The organism is Amycolatopsis nivea (assembly GCF_004522235.1).
Taxonomy (GTDB): Bacteria; Actinomycetota; Actinomycetes; order Mycobacteriales; family Pseudonocardiaceae; genus Amycolatopsis; species Amycolatopsis nivea.
Genome location: NZ_SDLT01000053.1, coordinates 1 through 24,156 on the forward strand (window position 1 = coordinate 1; position 24,156 = coordinate 24,156).

The following is a 24,156-nucleotide window of genomic DNA, read 5'->3' on the forward strand; positions in this document are numbered from 1 at the left end:
CCCGCCTTGACAAGCACCCCCGCGCCGTAGTGACAATCAAAAATCGGGGTGCCAAGCCTCACCGCCGGGGCGCAATGTCGCCGCCAGGCGACGAGCCGCCCAACCCAGCCCTAAGAAGCAAACCCCCCAGCCCCAGCCCAGTCGAGCGCAAAGGCCGGAAGAACCCCAAGCACCAAGGTCACCACAACACCCAACGCAATAGCCGCAGTAGTAAACCCACCCGGCACAGTCACCGTAGGCCCATCAGCAGCAGGCTCGGAGAAATACATCAAAACAATAACCCGCAAATAGAAGAACGCAGCCACCGCACTAAACACCAGCGCGACAACCACCAACGGCGCCATCCCATCCGACAACGCCGCCGAAAACACCACGAACTTCCCAACAAACCCACTGGTCAACGGAATCCCAGCCAACGCCAGCAAGAGGAACGTAAACACCCCAGCCAACAACGGCGACCGCTTAGCCAACCCAGCCCAAGCGGAGAGATGCGTAGCCTCCCCACTGGAATCACGAACCAGGGAAACAACCCCAAACGCAGCCAACGTAGTAAACCCATACGCCAGCAGGTAGAACAACGTGCTGGACAACCCGTCCTCAGTCATCGCAATAGCACCGACAAGCAAGAACCCAGCGTGCGCCACCGACGAGTAAGCGATCATCCGCTTAACATCCGTCTGCGTCAGCCCGAGAATCGCCCCGAGCGCCATCGAAATAATGGCCACCGCCCACATAACCCCGCGCCATTCCCAGCTAGTCGAGGAAAACCCGACACTGAGCACGCGCAGGATGGCACCAAACGCAGCAACCTTCGTACAGGCAGCCATAAACCCGGTAACCGGCGTAGGCGCACCCTGGTAGACGTCCGGCGTCCATGTGTGGAACGGCCCGACAGAACCCTTGAACAACAGGCCCACCACAAGCAAGCCAAGACCAGCGAACAACAGTGTGTCCGACCGATCCGACCCAGCAGCCGCGTGCGCGATGTCAGCCAGCTTCACCGAGTCCGCGTACCCGTACAGCAACGCCAGCCCGTAAAGGAAGAACGCCGACGAGAACGCCCCCAACAGGAAGTACTTGACCGCGGCTTCCTGCGAGATCAGCCGACGCCGCCGAGCCAGCCCGCACATCAGGTACAGCGGCAGCGAAAGCACTTCCAACGCGATGAACATCGTCAGCAGATCATTGGCCGCGCAGAACGTCATCATCCCGCCGAGCGCGAAGAGCGTCAGCGGAAAGACCTCGGTCTGCGACGTCGTAGCCGACTGCGCGCGGTCCTGGACCGTACCGGGCCGGATCGCCGCCTGAGCCACGAACGCGCCGCCCGCCTCGACCTTCCGGTCCGCGATCAGGAAGACCGCGCCGAGGCCGAGCAGCAGCAGCGTGCCCCACAGGAACAGCGACGGCCGGTCCACCGAGATCGAGCCGGAGAACGTCGTCGTACCGGCCTTCGAGGAGGAAGAACCGGTCGCGTACAGGATCAGCGAAACCCCCGCGGCGAGGATCGCGACGAGGGAGATCGTCACCTGGATCCCCCACCGCGTGGCCTTCGGCGCGAACGCTTCCACCAGCACGCCGATGCACGCGACGCCGAAGACGATCAGCATCGGCAGCACGGCCGCGTAATCGACCGAAGGCACTTCCAGCGGCGCTGCCGGCGCTTGCGCCAGGAACATGTCGAGCACGGTTTACTTGCCTCCCTGCACGGCAGACAGCGTCGCCTGCACCGACGGGGTGATCGTGTCGAGCATCGGCTTGGGATAGAAGCCCAGTCCGATGATCAGGATGACCAGGGGCGCGAGGATCGCGATCTCGCGTTTGCCCAGGTCGGTAATGGCTTTGCGAGCGCCGAGTTCCGGCGCGATCGCGGTGCCCGGTCCCCCGCCGACGCCCACGAGAGCGTCGCCGCGGACCGGGCCTTGCATGATCCGCTGGTACAGCCACAGCACGTACGCCGCGGCGAGCACCATGCCCACGGTCGCGAGGATCGTGTACACCGGCTGGTCCACAAAGGACCCCAGCAGCACGAGGAACTCGCTGACGAACGAGTTGGTTCCGGGCAGCGACAGCGCGGAAAGACCGGCCAGCAACAGCATTCCGCCGAGCAGCGGGGTCACCTTCGCCATGCCGCCGTAGTCCGAGATCTTGCTCGACCCGCCGCGCATCACGATCAGGCCGATCACCACGATCAGCATCCCGGTCGACAGGCTGTGGTTCAGCATGTACGACACCGACCCAACCATCGCCTGCTCGTTGAAGGTGAAGATGCCCAGCGCGATGAACCCGAAGTGGGCGATCGACACGTAGGCGATGAACCGCTTCATGTCGCGCTGCCCCGCCGCGAGGATCGAGCCGTACAGCACGCCGATCACCGACAGGATCAGCACCAGCGGCGCGAGCGCCTTGCTGCCCTCCGGGAACATCGGCAGGCAGTACCGCAGGAACCCGAACGTGCCGACCTTGTCCAGCACGCCGACGAGAAGCACCGCGACGCCGATCGGGGCCTGGCCGGCGGCGTCCGGCAGCCAGGTGTGGAACGGGACCAGCGGGGCCTTGATCGCGAACGCGAGGAAGAAGCCGAGGAACAGCCAGATCTGCGTGCCGGTCGGCGCGTCGCGCACCACCGTCACCAGCGTGGCCCAGTCGAACGTGCCCTTGCCGAGCTTGTCCGAGGCCAGCGAGTACGCCCCGATCGCCGACGCCAGCATGATCAGGCCGCCGAGGAACGAGTACAGGAAGAACTTCACCGCCGCGTACTGCCGGTTCGCGCCGCCGTAGCCGCCGATCAGGAAGTACATCGGGATCAGCATGATCTCGAACAGCACGTAGAAGAGGAACACGTCGGTCGCCGCGAAGACGCCGATCGTGATCGCCTCCTGCAGCAGGATCAGCGACAGGAACCCGCCCGCGCTGCGGCCCGCGGGCAGCTTGTCGGTGAGCCCGAGCGCGCCGACGACGATCGGCACCAGGAGCGCGATCACCGCGATCATGATGAGCGAGATGCCGTCGGTGCCGAACGAGATGTGGATGCCGAAGTTCGGGATCCAGTCCATCGTGGTGGCCTGCTGGATGCGCTCGCCCGAGGGCGAGTAACTCGCCCAGAACGGGATGATCAGCAGGAACTCCACAATGGACACGGCGAGCGCCGTGGCGACCGCGGCCCGGTCGTTCCCCTTGAGGAACGCCAGCACCAGCGAGCCGGCCAGCGGCAGCAGGATGAGCGCCAGAAGCCAAGTCATGTCAGGAGAACCTCACCAGCAGAAGGGCCGCGAGAAGCAGGAACGTGCCGCCGAGCATGGACAGTGCGTAGGAGCGCACGAATCCGGTCTGCGTCCGGCGCAGCCGCCCGGACCCGCCGCCGAGCGCCGCGGCGAGGCCGTTCACCGCGCCGTCGACGCCGCGGTTGTCCACGTACACCAGCGCCCGCGCCAGCCAGGTGCCCGGACGGGCGACCAGGGTTTCGTTGAGCGCGTTGCCGTACAGGTCCTTGCGCGCCGCGCGGACCGGCCAGGACACCCGCTCGGGCTTCTCGAGCGGAACGTCGCGCGACGGGCGGAACAGCCAGACCGCCAGCAGCACGCCGAGCGCGGCCAGCACCAGCGTCGCCGCCGGGACCGTCCACGACGGGATCGGGGTGTGCTCGGCCTCCTCGAACTTGCCGACCACCGGGGCCAGCCAGTCGACGAACCGGTCGCCGATCGCGAAGAACGCGCCCGCGCCGACCGAACCGACCGCCAGGATCGCCATCGGGATCCACATGACCGGCTTGGACTCGTGCGGGTGGAAGTCGCGTCCGTCCGAGGACTTGATGTCCTTCCAGCGTTCCTTGCCGAAGAAGGTCATCATCATCAGCCGCGTCATGTAGAACGCGGTGAGCCCGGCGCCGATCACCGTCGCGAGGCCGAAAGCCCAGCCGCGCCAGCCTTCCTGGCCGAACGCCGCCTCGATGATCGCGTCCTTCGTGTAGTACCCGGTGAGGAACGGGAAGCCGATGATCGCCAGGTAGCCGAGGCCGAAGGTGACGAAGGTGATCGGCATCCGCTTGGCGAGGCCGCCGAACTTGCGCATGTCGACCTCGTCGTTCATGCCGTGCATGACCGAACCGGCCCCGAGGAACAGTCCGGCCTTGAAGAAGCCGTGCGCCACCAGGTGCATGATGCCGAGCGCGTAAATGCCCGGCCCGAGGCCGACCGCCAGCATCATGTAGCCGATCTGGCTGACCGTCGAATACGCGAGCACCTTCTTGATGTCGTCGTAGGCACAGCCGACGACGCACCCGAGCAGCAGCGTGACCGCACCGACCAGGGTGACGACCAGCCGTCCGTCCGGCGTCGCGGTGAAGATGACGTTGGAGCGGGCCACCAGGTACACGCCCGCGGTGACCATCGTCGCCGCGTGGATGAGCGCCGACACCGGAGTGGGGCCTTCCATCGCGTCCGGCAGCCACGCCTGCAGCGGGAACTGGCCCGACTTACCGCAGGCGCCCAGCAGCAGCAGGATCGCGATGGCGGTGATCGCGCCCGGCGGGATCTTGCCCTGCGCGACGCCCTCGAAGACCTGCGCGTAGCCAGTCGACCCGACGTACTTGAACATCAGGAAGATCGCCAGCGCGAGCCCGACGTCGCCGACGCGGTTCATCAGGAACGCCTTCTTCGCCGCGGTCGCCGCGGACGGGCGGTTCTGATACCAGCCGATCAGCAGGTACGAGGCGAGACCCACGCCCTCCCAGCCGAGGTACAGCGTCACGAAGCTGTTGCCCAGCACCAGGATCAGCATCGAGGCGACGAACAGGTTCAGGTACGCGAAGAAGCGGTACCGGCCCTCGTCGTCGGCCATGTAGCCGATCGAATAGAAGTGGATCAGCATGCCGACGCCGGTGATCAGCAGCACGAACGTCAGCGACAGCGCGTCGATGCGCAGCCCGAAGTCCACTTGCAGCTGGGTCACCGGGATCCAGGAGTAGACCTTGGTGTCGGTGACCGAGCCGCTGTCGGTGGAGAAGAACAGGATCACGGCGTACACGAAGGCGAGCGTGACGGTGGCACAGCCGAGCAGGTGCCCCCACGCTTTCGCGCGTTTCCCGGATAGGAGCAGGACGAGGGCGCCGAGGGCGGGAAGGGCCACCAGCAGCCACGATGATGCGGTCACTCGGTCGTCTCCCTCAGTACTTCAGCAGGTTCGTGTCGTCGACCGAGGCCGAGCGGCGGGTGCGGAAGATCGCCATGATGATCGCCAACCCCACCACGACTTCGGCGGCCGCGACGACCATCACGAAGAACGCCATCACCTGGCCGTGCAGCCCGCCGTTGATGCGGGCGAAGGTGACCAGGGTCAGGTTCACCGCGTTCAGCATCAGCTCGATGCACATGAACACGACGATCGCGTTGCGGCGGACCAGCACGCCCACCGCGCCGATGCAGAACAGCAGCGCGGACAGCAGCAAGTAATAGCTCGGGGTCACTTTCCTTCCCCTTCTTCTTCCTCGGCGGGCTCGGCCTTGTCGACGCCGCCGACCAGTGCGTGCGCGTCGGGCTTGGGGCCCTCGTCCGCGATGAGCTTGCGCTCGCGCATGAGCCGGATCGCCGAGGTGGATTCGATGATCTCCGACAGCGACTCCGGCGCGACCGAACCGTCCGGCAGCAGCGCCGGGGTCGACACCGAACTGGCGGTGGCGAAGACGCCGGGGCCGGGCAGCGGCGACGGGCGGTCGTGCTCGCCGCGGAAGCGCAGCTTGACCAGTTCGCGCTGGGAGAGCTTGCTCTTGCCGCTGCGGCCGGTGAAGGCCAGCACCATCGCGCCGAGCGCGGCGGTGATCAGCAGCGCCGAGGTGAGCTCGAACGGGAACAGGTACTGGGTGAAGATCAGCCTGCCGAGACCGCCGGGGCCGCCGCCGGTCTGCTGGTACGGGTCGAGCGGCTTCGCCGGGGTCACGTTCACCATCGCGCGGAACACGCCCGCGGCGATCAAGGCGGCGAGCCCGATGCCGAGCACCCCGGCGGCGAGCCGTTGCCCGCGAAGGACTTCGACCACCGAGTCCGAGCTGTCCCGGCCGACCAGCATCAGCACGAACAGGAACAGCATCATGATCGCGCCGGTGTAGACGATGATCTGGGTGAACCCGAGGAACGGCGCGGACTGCGTCATGTACAGCGCGCCGAGCGTCAGCATCGTGAGCACCAGCCACAGCGCCGAGTGCACGGCGTTGCGGGAGAAGATCATCCCGAGCGCGCCCAGCAGCGAGAGCGGGCCGAGGATCCAGAACGCGATGGCCTCGCCGGTCGTCACGGACGCGTCGACGCCGGACGCCGGCGCCTGCGCGAGAAGGGCGGCGATCACTTCTTCGCCTCCTGCTGCTGCGCGTTCGCGGCCAGCTCGGGGCCGTTCACGTAGTAGTCCTGCTCGTTGTCGCCGAGCCGCATCGGGTGCGGCGGCTGCTCCATGCCCGGCAGCAGCGGGGCGAGCAGGTCTTCCTTGGTGTAGATGAGCCGCTGCCGGTCGTCGTCGGCCAGCTCGTAGAAGTTGGTCATGGTCAGCGACCGGGTCGGGCACGCCTCGATGCACAGGCCGCAGCCGATGCAGCGCAGGTAGTTGATCTGGTAGTCCGCGCCGTACCGCTCGCCGGGCGAGTACCGCGCCTCTTCGGTGTTGTTGCCGCCCTCGACGAAGATCGCGTCCGCCGGGCACGCCCACGCGCACAGCTCGCAGCCGACGCACTTCTCCAGCCCGTCCGGATGCCGGTTGAGCTGGTGGCGGCCGTGGTAGCGGGGTGCGGCCGGGGCGCCTGCCTCGGGGTACTCCTCGGTCGCGACCTTCTTGAACATCATCCCGAAGGTGACGCCGAATCCCTTGATGGGATTGAGGAAGTCAGTTGCCGCCATCTTCTGTTCCTTCCTGTGCGGCCGCCGCGGTGACGCCGGCCGGCTTGCGCCGCGCGGCCTTCGCCTCCGCCTTGGCCAGCGCCTTCTGCCGCGGCGTCGCGTCCGGGACCCGCAGGTCGAGCGGCGGCAGCGGGTAGCCGCTTCCGGCCAGGTCCACGTAATCCGATTCGGGCAGCTTCTTGTCCGGCAGCGCGAGGCTCAGCAGCACGAGCACCACCAGCACGATGCCGACGCCGACGAGGATCTGCGGCCAGCTCCACTGGACCGTCTTGATCGCGACCACGACCACGATCCACACCAGGTTGACCGGGACCAGGACCTTCCAGCCCAGCCGCATGAACTGGTCGTACCGCAGCCGAGGCAGCGTGCCGCGCAGCCAGATGAAGCCGAACAGCAGGATGAACGTCTTGGCGAAGAACCAGAGGACCGGCCACCAGTTCTGGTTCAGCGCCGAATCGTCGCCGACGAACGGGAACCGCCAGCCGCCGAGGAACAGCGTGGTGCAGAACGCGGAGACGATCACCATGTTGACGTACTCGGCGAGGAAGAACATCGCGAACTTCATCGAGCTGTACTCGGTGTGGAAGCCGCCGACCAGCTCGGATTCGGCCTCCGGGAGGTCGAACGGCGCGCGGTTCGTCTCGCCGACCATCGAGATCACGTAGATCACGAAGCTCGGGATGAGCATGTAGAAGTACCAGCCGTGCGACTGCGCCTGCACGATTTCCGACGTCTGCAGCGAACCGGAGTACAGGATCACCGCGACGATCGAGAGGCCCATCGCGATCTCGTAGGAGATCACCTGCGCCGCCGAGCGCATGCCGCCGAACAGCGGGTACGGCGAACCGGAAGCCCAGCCCGCCAGCACGATGCCGTACACGCCGACCGACGAGCAGGCGAGGATCACCAGCACGCCGACTGGCAGGTCCATCAGCTGCAGCACCGTCCGGTGCCCGAAGATCGAGACGACCGGGCCGAACGGGATGGCCGACAGCGCGATCAGCGCGGGGACCGCGGACAGCACCGGCGCGAGGAAGTACACCTTGCGGTCGGCGGTGTCCGGGATGATCTGCTCCTTGAACGGGAGCTTGATCGCGTCGGCGAGCGACTGCAGGTAGCCGCCGGGGCCGACCCGGTTGGGGCCGGGCCGGTTCTGCATCCGGCCGATCGCCTTGCGCTCCCACACGATCAGGAAGATCGTCAGGACCGGCCCGATCAACAGGACCACGACCGCCTTGATCAGGACGAGCCACCACGGGTCGTCGGCGATGAGCCGAGCCCGTTCCGCGGCGTCCGGGTACGCGGCGAGGAACTGCGTGAGCTGCGGGCTCACTGGTCACCTCCGGAGATCTGCACGAGCGCGCCGTGTCCGGCGGCGAGTGCGGCGCGGACGGCCGAGCCGTCGGAGTTGCCGGGCAGCCACACCACGCCGTCCGGCAGGTCGGCGACCTCGACCGGCAGGGTGATCGACCCGCGCTCGTTCGACACCCGGACCGTTCCGCCCAGGCCCTCGGCGGTCTTCGCCGAAAGCCGGGCGACCGGCGGCCGCTGGGTGCCCTTGAGGTGCGGTTCGTCGTCCTGCAGCGAGCCGTTGTCGATCAGCTGCCGCCAGGTGGCGAGCACTGCCTTGCCGTTCGGGACCGGGGCCGCCGCGGCGGCGACCGACGGCGCGGCCACCGAGGCGGCGACCGGCGCGAGCTTCGCGAAGTCGCCCGCGGCGGCGGCCGGGGTCTGGGTGAACAGGTCGGCGTCCATTTCGACGGCCAGGGTGTCGAGCACGCGGCCGTCGGAAAGGGAACCGGTGCCCTCCAGCGTGGTGTCGAACTCGCGGCGGCGGCCCTCCCAGTTGAGGTAGCTGCCGGACTTCTCGACCGCCGGGGCGATCGGCAGGACCACGTCGGCCCGTTCGGTGACCTCGCTCGCCCGCAGTTCCAGGCTGACCACGAAACCGGCGTTGTCGAGCGCGCGGCGGGCCAGGTCCGGGTCGGGCAGGTCGTTCGGGTCGACGCCGCCGACCACCAGCGCGTCGAGCTGTCCGCCGGAAGCGGCCTGGAGGATGCCGGTGACGTCGCGGCCCGGTTCGGCCGGAAGCTCGGCGCCCCACTGCTTGCCGACCTCGGCGCGGGCCGCCTCGTCGGCGACCGAGCGGCCACCCGGCAGAAGCGTGGGCACACAACCGGTTTCGAGCGCGCCCCGGTCGCCCGCGCGGCGCGGGATCCACGCCAGCCGGGCTCCGGTGCGGGCGGTCAGCCGCAGCAGCGCGGAGAACAGGCCGGGGATTTCCGCGGCCCGCTCGCCGACCAGGATCACCGCGCCCTCGCCGCTGAGCGCCGCGTCGACGTCGGCCGCGTGCTGCGCGATGCCGTCCACCGCGGCCGCTTCGCCGCCGGGGACGCAGGCCAGCAGTTCGCCGAAGGTCTTGCGCACCGAGGAGGTCGTCCACTGTCCCAAGTGGACGACGCGGGTGCGGTTCTTGCGGGCCGCCTTGCGCAGCCGCAGGAACACGATCGGCGCTTCGTCCTCGGGCTCGAACGCCACGCACAGCACCGTCTTGGCCCGTTCGATCTCGCCGAACGTCACGCCGGTTTCCGGCGTGGTGCCCACGACCGTCGACCCGAGGAACGCGAGCTCCTCGTCCGAGTGCGCGCGGGTGCGGAAGTCGATGTCGTTGGTGCGCAAGGCGATCCGGGCGAACTTCGAGTACGCGTAGGCGTCCTCGACGGTCAGCCTGCCGCCGGTGAGCACCGCACCGCCCTTGCCCTCACGGGCCTTCAGCAACCCTTCCGCGGCGGTCCGGAGCGCGTCGGTCCAGGACGCTTCCTCCAGCTCGCCGTCGGCGTTGCGGACGAGCGGACGGCGGATCCGGTCACCGGCCTGCACGTAGCGGAACGCGAACCGGCCCTTGTCGCACAGCCATTCCTCGTTCACCTCCGGGTCGTCGCCGGCCAGCTTGCGCTGGACCTTGCCGCGCCGGAAGTCGGTGCGCTCGGCGCAGCCGGACGAGCAGTGCTCGCACACGCTCGGCGACGAGACGAGGTCGAACGGCCGCGACCGGAACCGGTACGCCGCGCTGGTGAGCGCGCCGACCGGGCAGATCTGGATCACGTTGCCGGAGAAGTAGCTCTGGAACGGTTCGCCGCCGGTGGTGCGCGAGGCCAGATCCAGCACGTCGGCGGTTTCCGCGGTGCCGATCTGCTGGTGCGCGCCGCGTTCGAGCAGCGCGATGAACGGGTCGCCGGCGACCTGGTCGGAGAACCGGGTGCAGCGCTGACACAGCACGCAGCGTTCCCGGTCGAGCAGCACCTGCGACGAGATCGGCAGCGGCTTCGGGAACGTGCGCTTCGTGTCGACGAACCGCGATTCCGCGCGGCCGTGCGCGAGCGCCTGGTTCTGCAGCGGGCACTCGCCGCCCTTGTCGCAGATCGGGCAGTCCAGCGGGTGGTTGATGAGCAGCAGCTCCATCACGCCCTGCTGCGCCTTGTCCGCGACCGGCGAGGTGAGCTGCGTCTTGACCACCATGCCGTCGGCGACCGTCATCGTGCACGAGGCCTGCGGCTTCGGCATCGGACGGCCGCCCATTTCGACCTCGACCAGGCACTGGCGGCACGCGCCCGCCGGGTCGAGCAGCGGGTGGTCGCAGAACCGCGGGATGCTGGTGCCGAGCCGCTCGGCGGTGCGGATCAGCAGCTCGCCCTTGGGCGCGATGACCTCTTCGCCGTCGATGGTCAGCTTCACGTAGCCCTCGGGGACCGGCGTTTCCGCCGTTTCGGGCTTGTCGGGGGCGATCGTCATGCCTGCGCTCCCACCAGTTCTCGCTTGTTGCTCTCACACAAAGCCAGGAACTCGTCCCGGAAGTACTTGATGCCACTCTGGATCGGCGACACCGCGCCGTCGCCGAGCGCGCAGAACGAGCGGCCGAAGATGTTGTCGCACACGTCCAGGAGGGTGTCGATGTCCTCCTCGGTGCCGTGGCCCTCGACCATCCGCTCCAGGATCTGCGCCAGCCAGTACGTGCCCTCGCGGCACGGCGTGCATTTGCCGCAGGATTCGTGCTCGTAGAACTGCGTCCACTTCATGACCGCCCACGGCACCGAAACGGTCTCGTTGAAGACCTGCACCGCGGTGGTGCCGAGCATCGAACCGGCCTCGGCCGCGCCCTCGAAGTCGAGCGGGACGTCGAGGTGCTCGGCGGTGAACATCGGCGTCGACGAACCGCCGGGCGTCCAGAACTTGAGCGGGATGCCGTCCTTCATGCCGCCGGCCAGCTCCAGGAGCTCGCGCAGCGTGGTGCCGAGCGGGCATTCGTACTGGCCGGGCTTCTCGACGTGGCCGGAGATCGAGTAGATCTTCGGACCGGGCGACTTCTCGCGGCCCATCTCGCGGAACCACGACGAACCGGCGTTGATGATGTACGACGCGGACGCGATGGTCTCGACGTTGTTCACCGTCGTCGGCGCGGCGTACAGACCGGCAGCCGCGGGGAACGGCGGCTTGAGCCGGGGCTGCCCGCGACGGCCTTCGAGCGAGTCCAGCAACGCGGTTTCCTCGCCGCAGATGTACGCGCCGGCCCCGGCGTGCACGGTCAGCTCAAGGTCCCAGCCGCTGCCGAAGATGTTCTTGCCCAGGTAGCCCTTCGCGTACGCCTCGCGCGCGGCCGCGTTGAGCCGGCGGATGCAGTGCAGCGCCTCGCCCCGGACGTAGATGAAGCAGTGGTGCGACCGCATCGCGTACGAGGCGATGATGCAGCCCTCGATCAGCGAATGCGGGTCCGCCATCATCAGCGGAATGTCCTTGCAGGTACCGGGTTCGCCCTCGTCGGCGTTGATCACCAGGTAGTGCGGCTTGTCCTCGTTGGGCGGCATGAACGACCACTTCACGCCCGCCGGGAAGCCCGCGCCGCCGCGGCCGCGCAGACCGGAGTCCTTGACCACCTGCACGAGTTGCTCGGGCGTGGCGGCCAGCGCCTTGCGCGCCGCGGTGTAGCCCTCGAGCGCCTCGTAGGTTTCGATGCGCCAGGATTCCGGGGACAGCCAGCGCTTCGTGAGGACCGGAGTGATGGGATCAGCCATTACTTCTTCTCCACTTCAGGAAGCGGAACATCCTGTGCACCGGGGGCGGACCAGCCGCGGTCGGCTGCGATCTGCGCGCCGCGCAAAGTCTCGACCGCCTGCGACGGACCGTCCACGGCACTGCGGTAAGCGGCCTCGTCCTCGGGCCAGAACCCGGCGAGCTGCCGCTCCGCGCCCTTGAAGTCGGTCAGCGCCGCACCGCGCGTCGGGGCGGGCTTTTTGCCTGCCTGCAACGCGTCCACGAGCGCGACCGCCTGTTCCGGCGTCTGGTTGTCGAAGTACTCGTAGTTCACCTGGATGACCGGACCGAGGTCGCAGGCGGCGAGACATTCCGCGTGCTCCAAGGTGATCGAGCCCTGTTCACCCGGCGTGCCCGCGGTTTCCTCGTGCCCCAGCGGCTTTTCCGCGGAACCGAGGTGCGTCTGGAGCTTCTGGTAGATGTCGTCGCCGCCCAGCGCCGCGCACAGCGTGTTGGTGCAGACGCTCACCAGGTGCTCGCCGCACGGGCGGCGCTTGTACATGGTGTAGAACGTCGCGACCGCGCTGACCTCGGCGTCGGTCAGGTCGAGATGCTGCGCGCAGAAGGCGATGCCTTCCTGGCTCACGTAGCCCTGCACCGACTGCACCAGGTGCAACATCGGCAGCAGCGCCGAACGCGACATCGGGTACCGGGCGATGATTTCCTTCGCCTCGCGGTGCGTGTCGGCGTCGAAGACGTCCGCGGCCGGCGTGTCGGCGAGGATTCCCTCGGCGACGGACGGGTCGGGCGCGATCGCGGCGACGTCGGTGTCGGCTTCCGCGGCCGCGTACGTCTTCGTCGCGTCGTGCGGCCCCGGCTCCGGGACTGCGGTCGGGTTCGTCATCGGTCAACTCCCCCCAGAACCGGGTCGATCGAAGCGATCACGACGACGAGGTCGGCCACCAGGCCGCCTTCGGCCATCGCGGGCATCGCCTGCATGTTCACGAAACTCGGCTCCCGCAGGTGCACGCGCAGCGGGCGGGTGCCGCCGTCGGACACCAGGTGCGCGCCGATCTCGCCGCGCGGCGATTCGACCGGCGCGTAGACCTGGCCCGGCGGCACGTGGAAGCCCTCGGTGACGAGCTTGAAGTGGTGGATCAGGGATTCCATCGACTGGCCCATGATCTTCTTGACGTGGCCGAGCGAGTTGCCCATGCCGTCGCTGCCGATGGACAGCTGCGCGGGCCAGGCGATCTTCTTGTCCTCCACCATGACCGGGCCCGGCTCGGCCATCTTCGCGACCTGCTTCATGATCCGCAGGCTCTGGTGGATTTCCTCGAGCCGCAGCAGGTACCGCGCCCAGCTGTCCGCGTCGGTCGAGGTCGGCACGTCGAACTCGATCTCGTCGTAGCGCGAGTACGGCTCGGTCTTGCGCAGGTCCCACGGCAGGCCCGCGGCGCGCAGCACCGGACCGGTGATGCCGAGTTCGAGGCACGCGTCCAGCGGCAGCACGCCGACGTCCTTGAGCCGGTTCCGCCAGATCGGCTGACCGGTGAACATCTTGTCGTACAGCGGAAGCCGCTTGTCCATGAGCTTGCAGAAGTCGAGGACCTTTTCCGTCCAGTCCTCGGGGAAGTCCTGCGCGAGCCCGCCGGGTCGGATGAACGCGTGGTTCATCCGCAGGCCGGTCAGGTACTCCAGCAGGTGCATGGCTTCTTCGCGCTCGCGGAAGCCGAGCGTCATCGCGGTGGTGGCGCCGAGGTCCATGCCGCCGGTCGCGATGAACACCAGGTGCGAGGTGATCCGGTTGAGTTCAAGGAGAAGCACGCGCAGCAGTTCCGCACGCGGCGGGGCCTTGATGCCCAGCAGCTTCTCGACGCCGAGGCAGTAGCACATCTCGTTGGACAGCGGGGCGAGGTAGTCCGCGCGGGTCACGAAGGTGACGCCCTGGGTCCAGTTGCGGAACTCCGCGCTTTTCTCGATGCCGGTGTGCAGGTAGCCGACGACCGCGCGCAGCTGCGTGACCGTCTCGCCTTCCAGCTCCAGCACGAGCCGGAGCACGCCGTGCGTCGACGGGTGCTGCGGGCCCATGTTGATGACCATGCGGTCGTCGTGCTGGGCGTCGCCGAGAACTTCGTCCCAGTCCCCGCCGGAGACGTGGTAGACGGGGCCTTCGGTGGTGTCCCGGACTTCCGCGTACTCGGCTTCCGTCGTTTCGTTGGTGCTGGTCACGAGTACGACCTCCGCTGGTCTGGCGGCGGGATTTCCGCGCCCTTGTATTCGACCGGGATCCCGCCGAGCGGGTAGTCCTTGCGCTGGGGGTGGCCGTCCCAGTCGTCCGGCATGAAGATGCGGGTGAGCCCGGGGTGGCCGTCGAAGACGATGCCGAACATGTCGTAGGCCTCGCGCTCGTGCCAGTCCGCCGTCGGGTAGACCGGGACCAGGGACGGGACATGCAGGTTGTCCATGTCCATGGTGACTTCGAGCCGGATCCGGCGGCGGTAGGTCATCGACAGGAAGTCGTAGACCGTGTGCATCCGCTGCGGGACGTCCACGCCGTAGTCGACGCCGGTGACCGCCAGCAGCATCTCGAACCGCAGGCCCGGGTCGTTGCGCAGGACCTTCGCGATGTCGACGAGGTGCTCGCGGCTGACGTAGAAGGTGATCTCGCCGCGGTCCACAGTGGTCTGGAGGATCGCGGTCGGCGGGATCTTGTTGTCCGCCAAGGCGGCCATGAACTCGTCGGCGAACTCGTCGAACCAACTGCCGTACGGGCGCTCCGCGGGCGGCGGGCTGTAGGCGGGCAGCCGCAGGCCGCCGTAACCGGAGGTGTCCCCGCTGCCGCGGACACCGAACATGCCCTTGCGCTCGCGACCGGCGACGACCGGTTCGGCCGCGCCGGGGCCGTGCGCTTCGAGGCCTGCTTCGGGCCGCTCCGCGCTGGACTGCGGGCCGCCGGTTTCGGGAGTCTCTTCGGGGTTCTCAGGCACCGGTGCTCACTTCTTCGCGTACTTGATCGAGGACGGGATCAGCTCGGTACGGGCCCCGCTGGCCGCGCGGATCGCGGCGCGGCGGGCGTTGATCGGCTCGTCCTGGATCTTGGCGTGCAGCTTGAGGATCGCGTCGAGCAGCATTTCCGGCCGCGGCGGGCACCCCGGCAGGTACATGTCGACGGGCACGATGTGGTCGACGCCCTGCACGACGGCGTAGTTGTTGAACATCCCGCCGGACGACGCGCAGACGCCCATCGAGAGAACCCACTTGGGCTCGGCCATCTGGTCGTAGATCTGGCGCAGGACCGGGGCCATCTTCTGGGTCACCCGGCCGGCCACGATCATCAGGTCGGCCTGGCGCGGCGTGGCGGAGAACCGCTCCATGCCGAACCGCGCGATGTCGTAGCGCGAACCGCCGACCGACATCATCTCGAACGCGCAGCAGGCGAGCCCGAACGTGGCGGGCCACAGCGAGTTCTTGCGTGCCCAGTTGACCAGTCCCTCGAGGCTGGCAAGAAGGATGCCGTTGGGGAGTTTTTCTTCGAGGCCCATGGGTTCAGTTCCAATCCAGGCCGCCGCGCCGCCACACGTAGGCGTACGCGAACCCGACCGTCACGATGAACAGCACGATCTCCACCAGGCCGAAGACACCGAGTGCGTTGGCGTTCACCGCGAACGGGTAGAGGAACACCATCTCGATGTCGAACAGGATGAAGAGCATGGCCGTGATGTAGTAGGCCACCGGCATCCGGCCGCCGCCGACGAGCGGCTGCGGCGACGGTTCGATGCCGCACTCGTAGGCAGCGGTCTTCGCGCGGTTGTACCGCTTCGGTCCGACGAGCGGACCGAGCAGCACGGAGAACACGGCGAACCCCGCCGCGAGCACGAAAAGCAGAACGAGCGGCAGATACACGTTGAGTCCGGGCGCCGCCGGTCCGGGATCGGCCTGCGCCAGCACGGGCACCATCAGCACGGGGTCTTCGCCATCCTTTCCGCGCCGCTGCGGGTTGTTCTCGGGTGGTGGTCCGAGTTCTCGGTTGCGCACCCTAAGGGAGCTGGGTCACACCGCCGAGGGTCAGGGCGCCCTTACGGCCCGTGTCCGACCCACCACCTGCTTGTGAAATAGTTCACAAGCGACGAGTCGCGGTTGTGAAGCGATTCACAAAGCATGGGGGGAGTGTAGGACGTGAGTCACACTCTTGTCCCGAGGGGTTATGGACTAAGGCAGCCCTAACTAGACAGAACGATCCCCCAGGCCCACCCCCGCGCACAATCGCGAGACCAGCGGTAAAGCCCGATTCAAGAACCGCGCCGAGCCCCAGTCCCGACTCGATCTTGTGACGCATCACACTGACCGGCCGGACAACCCATTGCTCCACCCGGGTAACTCCGCAGCCGATGCGCCCAACGAGCGAGGCACCCAGCCCCTCCCCCGCACCCCGATACGAAGCTCCCCTGCGGTTCGGGGGTGCTTGTCAAGGCATCTTTCCCGCCTTGACAAGCACCCCCGAACCGTCAGCACAATCAAGCTTCGGGGTNAAACGATGTCGCCGCCAGGCGACGAGCCGACTACCGAGGACGAGGCGTAACCCGAGCCAACGCAGCGATCAACCGATCCACCCCATCGCCCCCACGAGCGTCGTAACACCCGGAAAGCCCCTTGTACACCAAGGGAAGAATCTTGTTGACCCGCAACCCGTACTTGGTAGCCGCGTGCATGATCTTCGGCTTCCCGATCAACTTCGCGAACACGTTCCCCAGCCGGTAATACCCGCCCATCAGCTCACCGACAGCACGGGGATACCCCTCCAACGCCCGCTCCCGGGACGGCCCCTCCGGCCGGGCGAGCGCCTGCACCACAGCCTCGGCCGCGAGCTGCGCCGACTCCATCGCCGCCGAAATCCCCTCGCCGTTGAACGGACTCACCATCCCCCCGGCGTCGCCGAGAAGCAGCAGCCCGTTCCGGTAATGCGGCGTCCGGTTGAACCCCATCGGCAACCCGGCCCCGCCGACCTTGCCGATGGCGTTCTCCTCGCGGTACCCCCATTCCTCAGGAGTCCCGTCAAGCCACTGCCGCAACAACGCGCGATAGTCGGTGTTCCGGAACGACGCCGAGGTCGACAGCATCCCCAGCCCGACGTTGACCGTCCCGTCCCCCAACGGAAACGCCCACCCGTACCCAGGCAGCAGCTTCGGATCCCGAGGATCAGACCGGTCCCACAGCTCAAGATGCCCCTCGATGAACGGGTCATCATGCTTGGGGCTCTTGTAATACCGCCTAACCGCGACCCCCATCGGCCGCTTCTCGTTCTTGTCGATCCCCACGCTCAAGGCGAGCCGCGCCGACACCCCGTCGCAAGCCAGCACCAACGGCGCCCGGTAGCTGACCGGCGTCTTCTCCGGCCCGACCTTCGCCTCGACCCCCACGACCCGGCCGGAAGCATTGGTAATCGCCCCAGTGACCGTGGTCCGCTCGTACAACCGGGCCCCGGCCTTCACCGCGGTCTTCGCCAGCAGGTCATCGAAGTCCTGCCGGGTCCGGGAGACCCCGTACGGCGGATAATCAGTGAGATCCGGCCAATCGAACTCCAGCGTCAGATCCCCGGTGAGAATCCGCAGCCCCCGACTCCGGACCCAGCCCGCTTCCTCGCTGGTGTCCAGACCGAGGTCGATCAACTGCTTCACACCCCGCGGCGTGAGCCCGTCCCCGCACACCTTTTCGCGCGGAAAGACGGTCTTCTCCAGCAGCAGCACGTCCACCCCGGCGCGCGCGAGGTAAGTGGCCACGGTCGAACCAGCCGGTCCCGCCCCGACCACGATCACTTCGGCGTCGTGGTCTGGGCTGCGGCGGCGCGAAGTCGTCATACCGCCGAGTTTAGGCAGGCTTGCGCGCGCGGTGGATCGCGACGACGCCGAATGTGAGGTTCAGCCACTCCACCTCGGTCCATCCGGCGCTCGCGATGATCTCGCCGAGCCCGCGCTGATCGGGCCAGGCGAGCATCGATTCGGCCAGGTAGGAGTAGGCCTCGGGGTTGGTCGAGGACCGGCTGCCGACCCAGGTGAGCAGCTTGAGGACGAACCGCCGGTAGATGAACCGGATGGGGGCGAAGGTGGGCGTCGACACCTCGCAGATCACCAGCCTGCCGCCCGGTTTGACCACCCGCAGGATCTCGGCGAGCGCGCCCTTGGTGTCGACGAAGTTCCGCAGCGCGAGGGAGATGGTGACGGCGTCGAAGCTGTTGTCGGCGAACGGCAGGCACATCGCGTCCGCGGCGACCATCGGCACCTTCCGGTGCAGGCCCGCCTTGAGCATCCCGACGGAGAAGTCGGCGGCGAGGCACCAGGCTCCGCCGCGCGCGTACTCGACGGTGGACACCCCGGTGCCCGCCGCGAGGTCGAGCACCTTCTCCCCGGGTTTGGCGTCCAGCACGCGCGCCGTGGTGGTGCGCCAGCGCCGGTCGAACCCGAACGTCATGAACGAGTTCGCCCGGTCGTAACCGGACGCGACGCCGTCGAACATCGCGGCGACTTCGTGCGGATCCTTGTCCAGGCTCGCTCGGGGCATGGGTCCGAGATTAGTCCGTCCGTGCCGCGCGGTCGCGCGGGAGCAGGACGCTGGCGGCGACCAGCCACGCCAGCCCGCCGAACCGGCCGACCGGGATCAGCGGATACAGCGCCGGGGTCAGCAGCGACAGCGAGGCGAGCACCGCGGACGCGGCGACCACCAGCCCGGCGACCGACAGCCAGCGCGGCAGCAGGTTCAGGAACAGCGCGGGCACCGCGATCCCGGCGATCAGCAACGCCAGCGGCACCACGAAGCCCGGCCCGCCGGACGCGAACGCGAGGCTGGTCAACGCGCGCGCCACCGCCGGCGTCTCACTGGACTGCGCAGCGGTCCAGGTGATCAACCCGCTCATCGCGAGCGCGGCCGCGGACAGCACGCCGCCGGTCAGCCCGATCACCGCGCCCGGTGCCGCGACGCCGAGCCGCCGCTGTCTGCGATAAGCCGTCGCGGCCCAGACCGCCAACGGAACCGACGCGCCGAACACCGCGAACGCGAGCAGCTGCACGACGCCCTGGTTGCCGCCGATATACGCGGCGACCTCAGCCGCACTGGAATCCGGCCGCGTCCCCGTCGCCCCGAGCACCGCCGATGCGACGGTCAGCACCCCGAACGCCAGCGCCGGTGCCAGCAAGGGCGGACCGCCCTGTCGAGTCATGGTCGTCATGGCAAACCTCCAGGTCAATTAGTTTCACTGCTAGAACGATTACACTGGTGTAATTGATTGTCAAGCGATACGGTTCAGGGCATGCAAGGACCTCCGCAGTTCGGCAGCGCTTTCCTGCTGGCCCAGCTGGGCGCACACGCGACCCAGCGCTTCGCCGAACGCGTCGCGGACCTGGGCCTGACCCCGCCCCAGACCGGCCTGCTCCGGGCGATCGCGCGGCGGCCCGGCGAGAGTCAGCAGGTGCTGGCCGCGGAACTGGGCACGCCGCCGACCCGGCTGGTCGCCCTCGTCGACGGCCTGGAGCAGCAGGGCCTGATCGAACGCCGCCGCAACCCGCAAGACCGCCGCCTCTATGCGGTTTTCCTGAGCGACAAAGGCCAAGAAACGATGGCCGCACTCGCGAAAGCCGCCGCAGCACACGAAGACGAGATGATGGCCGCACTGTCCACAGAGGAACGTTCGGTGCTGCGCGACCTGCTGGCCCGAGTCGCCGCCGACCACGACCTAACCCCCGGCGTCCACCCCGGCTACCGCGGCTAGTTGTCCGTGAAGGGCTCCTTGAGGGAATTAGATTCCCTCAAGGAGCCCTTCACGGACCTTTGTCAGCCCAGCGCGGCGAGCATTCCCCGCACCGAGGTCGGCCAAGCGAATTCCTCCGCACGCGCCCGAGCAGCCGCCCGCCGGATCTCTTCGGGACTGTCCAACAACCCGGTCACCGCGCTGGCGAACGCGGGCGCGTAGTCATCCACCGCCGCCCCGCACCCGGGCCGCACGATCTCCCGCAATGCCGAGGACGCCGAAACCACTACCGGCGTACCGGAAGCAAGCGCCTCCAAAGCCGCTAACCCGAACGTCTCATGCGGTCCCGGAGCCAGCGAAACATCCGCGCTGGCCAGCAATCGAGCCACCTCGCCGCGTCCAGCCAAGAAGCCGAGGAACGTCACCGGCAAGCCCCGGGCCCGCCGTTCCAATGCCCGTCGTCGCGGACCGTCCCCCGCGATCACCAACCGCACCCGCGCGCCGGACTCAGTCAGCTCAGCGACCGTATCCACGCTCCGCTCAACATGTTTCTCCGGCGACAACCGACCACAATGGACAATCAACGCGTCGGCACCACTGGCCAACGCCCTCCGCCATCCCGAATCCCGCATCGACGGCGCGAAGGTAGCCAGATCCACCCCCAGCGGCACCCGCCGGACATTCGGCGCGGCGATCCGCTCGAACTCCGCGTGCGCGAAGGCCGTCGTGCACACCACCGTGTCGTACGACGCCGCCATCCGCCGGTTGGCGGCGTCCGCGACGTGCCGGGCCATCGCTCCGGGCAGCAAAAACTGTTCCAGCAACCGGTCCAGCCGCTCGTGCGAAATGACCATGCTGGGCACGCCGTTCCGCCTCGCCCAGACGCCCATCCCGCGCAGGGTCAACCGGTCGGACACCTCCAGCCGGTCCGGTTCCAGCCGCCGCAGCACCGCGCGGACCCGCTGCGGATCGACCGCGCGGTACCCGCCGGTGCCGGGAATTTGCAAGGCAGGCAACGAATACCGGCACACCCCGGTCGGCAGGCTTTCCACCGCGTACCGCCGCCCCGGCACGACCAGCGTCACCCGATGCCCGCTGGCGACGTACCCCGCGCCGAGGTGGTTCAGCGCGGTCCGCAGCCCGCCGGACCGCGGTCCGTAGAAGTTCGCCAGCTGGACGATGTGCATGGCTCAAGCCGCACGCGCGACTCGGCCCTGTACCGCTTCGTAGTGCCCGACCAGCTCCCGGCACACCGCGGGCCACGTCCGGCCCAGGACCACTTTCCGCGCCTTCTCGCCGAGCCGGGCCCGCAACGCCGCGTCGCGCAGGTCATTGACCTTGGCAACCAGCGCCGGGCCGAACGCCTCCCGGTCAGCCGGCAGCAAATACCCGGTACGGCCTGGCAAGACGAGATCCTTCGGGCCACCCGCGTCCGGCGCGAGCACCGGCAGTCCGGACGCCATCGCCTCCTGCACCGCCTGACAGAACGTCTCGTGCGGTCCGGTGTGCACGAAAACGTCGAGGCTCGCGTACGCGACCGACAGCTCGTCGCCGTACTTCGCGCCGAGGAAAGCCGCACCAGGCAACCGTTCCCGCAACGACGGCAGCTCCGGTCCGTCGCCGACGACGACCACGCGCACGCCCGGCATCCCAGCCAGCACGGTCAGCCGGTCGACCTCCTTCTCCGGCGCGAGCCGTCCGACGAACCCGACCAGCAGCTCGCCGTTCGGCGCGAGTTCCGCACGCAGCGCCGGATCCGCGTGCGCTGGGGAAAACCGGCTGATGTCCACGCCGCGCGCCCAGCGATGTACGCGCGGAACGCCGTGCAGTTTCAGCTGTTCGATCGAGTCCGACGACGGCGCGAGCGTCCGGTCGGCCCGCGAGTGCAGGCGGCGCACCCAGCGCCAGGCCGCCCGCGCGCCGATGCCGAAGCCGTACGACGTGGCGAACCCGGCGATGTCGGTCTGGTAGACGGCGATCGACGGCACGCGCAGCCGTCTGGCCGCGGCGAGCCCGCGCGCGCCGACCACGAACGGCGAGGCCAGGTGCACGACGTCCGGGCCGAAATCGGCCAGCGCGGTCAGCACGGTGCGCGTCGGCAGGCCGATCGGCAGCGAGTTCACGCCGGGGAAGTCCAGCGCCGGAATGCGGACGACCGGCGCGCCGCGGTAACTCGCCGGACCCGGTCCGGGCGCGACGACCAGCACGTCGTGCGCGGATTCGACCAGGTGCTCGACGACCCGCAGCACGGAATTCGTCACGCCGTTCACCTGGGGCAGGAAACTTTCGGTGACTATGGCGACTCGCACGGCGTCACTGTCGCAAAACCGCAGGCAGGGCGGGCCAATCCCGCGTAACCGACCGGCCAACGGTGGCGAAACACTCCGCAGCGTCCGCGCCCGGGCGCCGACCGTCGAAGAATTCGCCACGACATGTCATCTTCCGGTCGTGTCCCGGACACCAGGAACGCCCAGACTAAGCAGGCATGACCCTCTTGTCCTCCAGGCCGTCGCGGCCCGTGGAACCCGGGCTGCTCTCCCGAGCACTCGAGGTCGCGGGGCGGCTGGCGAACGACGCCACCGACGTGATCACCGCGACCGCGGGCCGCGGCGCGCACCCGGCGACGCTGGATTCGCCGTTCGACTGGGTCACCGACACCGATCGGATCCTGGAACGGCACACCCGCCGCGTACTGACCGCGGAGTTCCCCGGAATCCCGGTGGTAGGCCACGAATTCGGCGCCGACCACGGCGCGGACGTCGCGGAGTACCGCTGGGTGGTCGACTCCGTGGACGGCACCGCGAACTACGTCGCCGGAGTGCCGTGGTGCGCCTACAGCCTCGCCCTGGTCGACGCGAGCGGCCCGGTGGTGGGCGTCGTCGCCGACCCGTACCGGGCGCAGATCTACGCCGCCGCCCGCGGCCGGGGAGCCCGCGCGAACGGGAAACCGCTGAAGCTGGTCGACCGCGCGGGCACTGCCGGAGCGATCGTCTGCACCGAACTGGCGCGCAAGGGCCCGTGGCCGGGAATGGGCGAGTTCATCGAACGAGCGGCAGCCGCCCACACCGGGGTGCGGGTGCTGGGATCGGCCGCACTGTCGATCGCGCAGGTCGCCCTCGGACACGCGGCCGCGGCGGTACTGCACAGCTACCACGAATGGGACGTCGCGGGCTCAGTCGCGATGGCGATCGAGGCGGGCGCGGTGGTGCTGGACAAACATGGCGAGGACGCTGCCCTGCCTACCGACGGACTGCTGGTCGCCGCACCCGGCGTGGCCGACGAAGTACTCGGCTGGTGGCAGGAAACCGCCGGAACCTGATCACACCTTCGCGGCGACCGGCTCCGCCACCGAAGCGGACCGGTCCCGCTTCATCAACCGGCGCAGCCACCACAGCAACGGGCCCGCCACCAGCCACGTGATCAGCACCGTCATGCCCACCGGCAGCAGCGTCAACGTCGCGGTCCGGCCGGCGACCCGGGTCAGCTCGGGGTTGGTCGCGTCGTACTCGATCGCCACCAGCTGGCCGGCCGCGAGGCCCGACGGGTACAGCACCCCGGTCGGCGGGCTGTGCACGATGCCGTCCGGGGTCTGGTACTGGATGATCGTGCGGTCGAAGGCCACCGACTCGACCGTCGCGTTCGCCGTGCCCAGGTGCGATTCGATCGCGCTGTCGTTGCGGAACGCGGCGAAAACCAGGCTCACGCACATCACCGTGAGCAGCACAGCCACGCCCAGCACGGCGAACCACGCGATCCGCCGTGCCTTCACACTCCTGGCTGCCACACCCAGAGTTTAGTCGGGTGCGCCGACCAGCTCGGCACTCGGCAGCCAGTGCGCCCGGTACAGCACGTGCAGGTTGTACGAGTTCACCAGCAGCCGAGACGTCCAATGCAGCTGAAAACACTTGTGCTGCGCCGATTCCTCGCCCGGAGCCGAACCAGGGGCTCCGAACGCGAGGTCGAAGAAGTCCTCGGCGGTGTGCCGGAAGACCGCCGGGCTGCCGGTCAGGAACATCGTGTTCGCGTGGAACCGGTCGAGCAGCCGGTCCCGGGTGGGCCATTCCGGCCAGTCGATCGGCCGCCGATCAGCCGGGACCCGCACGGTATGCGGCCGGGCCGGGCCGAGCGCCGCCCGCAGCCGCGGCCACTGCGAAGGGCGCAGGTGCGCGGTGTGCTGGCTCAGCACGAGATCCAGCGGACGACCGGTGAACTCCGGTTCCTCGGGAATCCGGCCGGTGCGCAACGGCAGGTGGATGATCGTGTGGCGGGACCGCGAGGCTAGCAGCCACAGCACCCCGATCCGGTACGCCGCGCTGCGGTCGACGTACATCTCCACGTGCGACATCTCCGTGCCCGGAGCGACCTCGAACAACAGCGCGGTGTCCAGAACGGGATCAGGGCGCAGCACCCGCCACTCCCGGCCGTCGAGCCGGGCGTGGCGGAGCTGCGCCCGCACTTTCATGGCCACGAAATCCTCCTCCTGGAGCGGAACTCTCCAGGATCCCGCGG

23 protein-coding genes are annotated in these 24,156 nt (G+C 68.5%); 2 read left to right on the forward strand and 21 right to left on the reverse strand.

Going from position 1 to position 24,156, the window contains the following annotated elements:
- Nucleotides 1-110: 110 nt before the first annotated feature.
- The 17 genes from nuoN to EIZ44_RS39810 all read right to left on the reverse strand — a co-directional run bounded on the left by nuoN (nucleotide 111) and on the right by EIZ44_RS39810 (nucleotide 19,128).
- Nucleotides 111-1,676 carry an NADH-quinone oxidoreductase subunit NuoN gene (gene nuoN / locus EIZ44_RS39730; RefSeq protein WP_199818108.1) on the reverse strand — a complete coding sequence of 522 codons (1,566 nt, stop codon included), beginning with the start codon at nucleotides 1,674-1,676 and terminating at the stop codon, nucleotides 111-113.
- A gap of 12 nt (nucleotides 1,677-1,688) precedes the next feature.
- A complete protein-coding gene (locus EIZ44_RS39735) occupies nucleotides 1,689-3,239 on the reverse strand; it encodes an NADH-quinone oxidoreductase subunit M (protein WP_037818895.1) in 1,551 nt (516 codons plus the stop codon).
- A gap of 1 nt (nucleotide 3,240) precedes the next feature.
- The gene (nuoL, locus tag EIZ44_RS39740) at nucleotides 3,241-5,148 is read right to left on the reverse strand and encodes an NADH-quinone oxidoreductase subunit L (RefSeq protein ID WP_134663695.1); all 1,908 of its coding nucleotides are present in this window, start codon (nucleotides 5,146-5,148) and stop codon (nucleotides 3,241-3,243) included.
- 13 nt (nucleotides 5,149-5,161) lie between these two features.
- The gene (gene nuoK / locus EIZ44_RS39745) at nucleotides 5,162-5,461 is read right to left on the reverse strand and encodes an NADH-quinone oxidoreductase subunit NuoK (RefSeq protein ID WP_033291119.1); all 300 of its coding nucleotides are present in this window, start codon (nucleotides 5,459-5,461) and stop codon (nucleotides 5,162-5,164) included.
- Complete coding sequence (locus EIZ44_RS39750) at nucleotides 5,458-6,336, reverse strand: NADH-quinone oxidoreductase subunit J (protein ID WP_167754425.1); 879 nt, start codon at nucleotides 6,334-6,336, stop codon at nucleotides 5,458-5,460. The genes nuoK and EIZ44_RS39750 overlap by 4 nt, the downstream gene beginning before the upstream one ends.
- Complete coding sequence (gene nuoI / locus EIZ44_RS39755; RefSeq protein WP_037818891.1) at nucleotides 6,333-6,878, reverse strand: NADH-quinone oxidoreductase subunit NuoI; 546 nt, start codon at nucleotides 6,876-6,878, stop codon at nucleotides 6,333-6,335. The genes EIZ44_RS39750 and nuoI overlap by 4 nt, the downstream gene beginning before the upstream one ends.
- A complete protein-coding gene (gene nuoH / locus EIZ44_RS39760) occupies nucleotides 6,865-8,211 on the reverse strand; it encodes an NADH-quinone oxidoreductase subunit NuoH (protein WP_037818889.1) in 1,347 nt (448 codons plus the stop codon). Before nuoH ends, nuoI begins: the two co-directional genes overlap by 14 nt.
- Nucleotides 8,208-10,670, reverse strand: coding sequence for an NADH-quinone oxidoreductase subunit G (locus tag EIZ44_RS39765; protein ID WP_134734099.1), 2,463 nt, complete (start codon nucleotides 10,668-10,670; stop codon nucleotides 8,208-8,210). The genes nuoH and EIZ44_RS39765 overlap by 4 nt, the downstream gene beginning before the upstream one ends.
- Entirely contained in the window at nucleotides 10,667-11,947 is a 1,281-nt protein-coding gene (nuoF, locus tag EIZ44_RS39770; protein ID WP_134663693.1) for an NADH-quinone oxidoreductase subunit NuoF, read from the reverse strand. The genes EIZ44_RS39765 and nuoF overlap by 4 nt, the downstream gene beginning before the upstream one ends.
- Nucleotides 11,947-12,810, reverse strand: a complete 864-nt coding sequence (nuoE, locus tag EIZ44_RS39775; RefSeq protein ID WP_134734100.1) for an NADH-quinone oxidoreductase subunit NuoE — start codon at nucleotides 12,808-12,810, stop codon at nucleotides 11,947-11,949. The genes nuoF and nuoE overlap by 1 nt, the downstream gene beginning before the upstream one ends.
- Nucleotides 12,807-14,138 (reverse strand): NADH-quinone oxidoreductase subunit D, encoded by a 1,332-nt coding sequence (locus EIZ44_RS39780; protein WP_037818884.1) that lies wholly within the window; start codon nucleotides 14,136-14,138, stop codon nucleotides 12,807-12,809. The genes nuoE and EIZ44_RS39780 overlap by 4 nt, the downstream gene beginning before the upstream one ends.
- Nucleotides 14,135-14,896, reverse strand: coding sequence for an NADH-quinone oxidoreductase subunit C (locus EIZ44_RS39785; protein WP_134734101.1), 762 nt, complete (start codon nucleotides 14,894-14,896; stop codon nucleotides 14,135-14,137). Before EIZ44_RS39785 ends, EIZ44_RS39780 begins: the two co-directional genes overlap by 4 nt.
- 6 nt (nucleotides 14,897-14,902) lie before the next feature.
- Entirely contained in the window at nucleotides 14,903-15,451 is a 549-nt protein-coding gene (locus tag EIZ44_RS39790) for a NuoB/complex I 20 kDa subunit family protein (protein WP_009072052.1), read from the reverse strand.
- Between the two features lie 4 nt (nucleotides 15,452-15,455).
- Entirely contained in the window at nucleotides 15,456-15,866 is a 411-nt protein-coding gene (locus EIZ44_RS39795; RefSeq protein WP_037818926.1) for an NADH-quinone oxidoreductase subunit A, read from the reverse strand.
- Nucleotides 15,867-16,468: 602 nt separating this feature from the next.
- Nucleotides 16,469-17,764 carry a geranylgeranyl reductase family protein gene (locus tag EIZ44_RS39800; protein WP_167754426.1) on the reverse strand — a complete coding sequence of 432 codons (1,296 nt, stop codon included), beginning with the start codon at nucleotides 17,762-17,764 and terminating at the stop codon, nucleotides 16,469-16,471.
- Nucleotides 17,765-17,774: 10 nt separating this feature from the next.
- On the reverse strand, nucleotides 17,775-18,464 hold the full coding sequence (locus EIZ44_RS39805; RefSeq protein ID WP_037818876.1) for a demethylmenaquinone methyltransferase: 690 nt from the start codon (nucleotides 18,462-18,464) through the stop codon (nucleotides 17,775-17,777).
- 10 nt (nucleotides 18,465-18,474) lie between these two features.
- Nucleotides 18,475-19,128, reverse strand: coding sequence for a DUF4386 domain-containing protein (locus tag EIZ44_RS39810; protein ID WP_134734102.1), 654 nt, complete (start codon nucleotides 19,126-19,128; stop codon nucleotides 18,475-18,477).
- An 81-nt stretch (nucleotides 19,129-19,209) separates the two neighbouring features.
- Between EIZ44_RS39810 and EIZ44_RS39815 the strand changes: the two genes are divergently transcribed.
- Entirely contained in the window at nucleotides 19,210-19,668 is a 459-nt protein-coding gene (locus EIZ44_RS39815; RefSeq protein ID WP_167754427.1) for a MarR family winged helix-turn-helix transcriptional regulator, read from the forward strand.
- Between the two features lie 62 nt (nucleotides 19,669-19,730).
- Here EIZ44_RS39815 and EIZ44_RS39820 read toward each other — a convergent pair whose 3' ends face one another.
- A complete protein-coding gene (locus EIZ44_RS39820) occupies nucleotides 19,731-20,834 on the reverse strand; it encodes a glycosyltransferase (RefSeq protein ID WP_134734108.1) in 1,104 nt (367 codons plus the stop codon).
- A 3-nt stretch (nucleotides 20,835-20,837) separates the two neighbouring features.
- Nucleotides 20,838-21,908 (reverse strand): glycosyltransferase family 4 protein, encoded by a 1,071-nt coding sequence (locus EIZ44_RS39825; RefSeq protein ID WP_276323903.1) that lies wholly within the window; start codon nucleotides 21,906-21,908, stop codon nucleotides 20,838-20,840.
- A 224-nt stretch (nucleotides 21,909-22,132) separates the two neighbouring features.
- On the opposite strand from EIZ44_RS39825, the gene EIZ44_RS39830 reads away from it, so the two are divergent.
- The gene (locus EIZ44_RS39830) at nucleotides 22,133-22,966 is read left to right on the forward strand and encodes an inositol monophosphatase family protein (protein ID WP_037818869.1); all 834 of its coding nucleotides are present in this window, start codon (nucleotides 22,133-22,135) and stop codon (nucleotides 22,964-22,966) included.
- Here EIZ44_RS39830 and EIZ44_RS39835 read toward each other — a convergent pair whose 3' ends face one another.
- Nucleotides 22,967-23,431: a DUF3592 domain-containing protein gene (locus tag EIZ44_RS39835; protein WP_037818868.1), complete on the reverse strand. Its 465-nt coding sequence runs from the start codon at nucleotides 23,429-23,431 to the stop codon at nucleotides 22,967-22,969.
- A 9-nt stretch (nucleotides 23,432-23,440) separates the two neighbouring features.
- A complete protein-coding gene (locus EIZ44_RS39840; RefSeq protein ID WP_134734109.1) occupies nucleotides 23,441-24,115 on the reverse strand; it encodes a hypothetical protein in 675 nt (224 codons plus the stop codon).
- Nucleotides 24,116-24,156 lie beyond the last annotated feature (41 nt).